Below are 780 nucleotides of genomic sequence, written 5' to 3' on the forward strand. Positions count from 1 at the left end.
GGGCGGGGCGACGCACCCGGGCCCGCCCCTGCGGCTACCCCGCCAGGCTCAGCAGGCTCAGGTGCCAGCGGTGGGCCCCGCCGGTCAGGGTCACCGTGGACAGCGGGCGCACGTCGACGTTCCAGTACGCCGACGGGGGCGCGTTCAGGGTGTACACCAGCGCCGCCCGGACGACCGCGGGTTCGGCCACCGCGACCATCGCGCCGTCCTCGGCGGGCCTGGTGTCCAGCCAGCCCCCTATCCGGGCGATGAACCCGAGCAGCGGCTCGCCGCCGTGCGGGGCCGCGCGCGGGTCCGCGAGCCAGGCGTCGACGGCCTCGGGCTCCCGGGCCGCGACCTCGGCCAGGGTGGAGCCGCGCCAGCGGCCCATGTCGCAGTCGCGCAGCGCGGGCTGCACCATCGGCGCGTACCCCAGGGCCTCGCCGGTGGCCCGGCTGCGCGCGGTCGGCGAGCAGTAGCGCAGCTCGGCCACGCCCAGCGGCACCAGGGAGGCGGCGAGCGCGACCTCGCGCCGGGCCGCCGGGTCGAGCGGGCGGTCGTCGGCGAAGCGTTCGACCGGCAGCGCCGAGCAGCGCGCCGCCGCGACCAGCGTGAGCCGGACAGTCATGGCCGTGATCGTGCGACCGGACGCGCGGTCGGTCAAGGGGTCGCGGCGCCGACCTCGTCGTAGGCGGTACGCAGCCGCCGTACCCCCTCCTCGATCTCGGCCCGGCCCGCCACGCCCGCGAAGCACAGCCGGAGGTGGGCCGCGGGGGGCTCGGCGCTGAAGTAGGGGCGGCC

The 780-nt window shown here is 78.5% G+C and carries 1 protein-coding gene; it reads right to left on the reverse strand.

The window, feature by feature from the left end; genetic code table 11:
* Nucleotides 1-34: 34 nt before the first annotated feature.
* Entirely contained in the window at nt 35-607 is a 573-nt protein-coding gene (locus tag ACJA3G_RS37960; RefSeq protein ID WP_406557540.1) for a histidine phosphatase family protein, read from the reverse strand.
* Nucleotides 608-780 lie beyond the last annotated feature (173 nt).

This window comes from Streptomyces sp. YS-3 (assembly GCF_045257485.1).
In the GTDB taxonomy this organism is placed as follows: domain Bacteria; phylum Actinomycetota; class Actinomycetes; order Streptomycetales; family Streptomycetaceae; genus Streptomyces.

What these genes read in the sequence shown, in the direction of transcription:
- ACJA3G_RS37960 (WP_406557540.1), bottom strand. Translation starts at nt 607, where the DNA reads ATGACTGTCCGGCTCACGCTGGTCGCGGCGGCGCGCTGCTCGGCGCTG.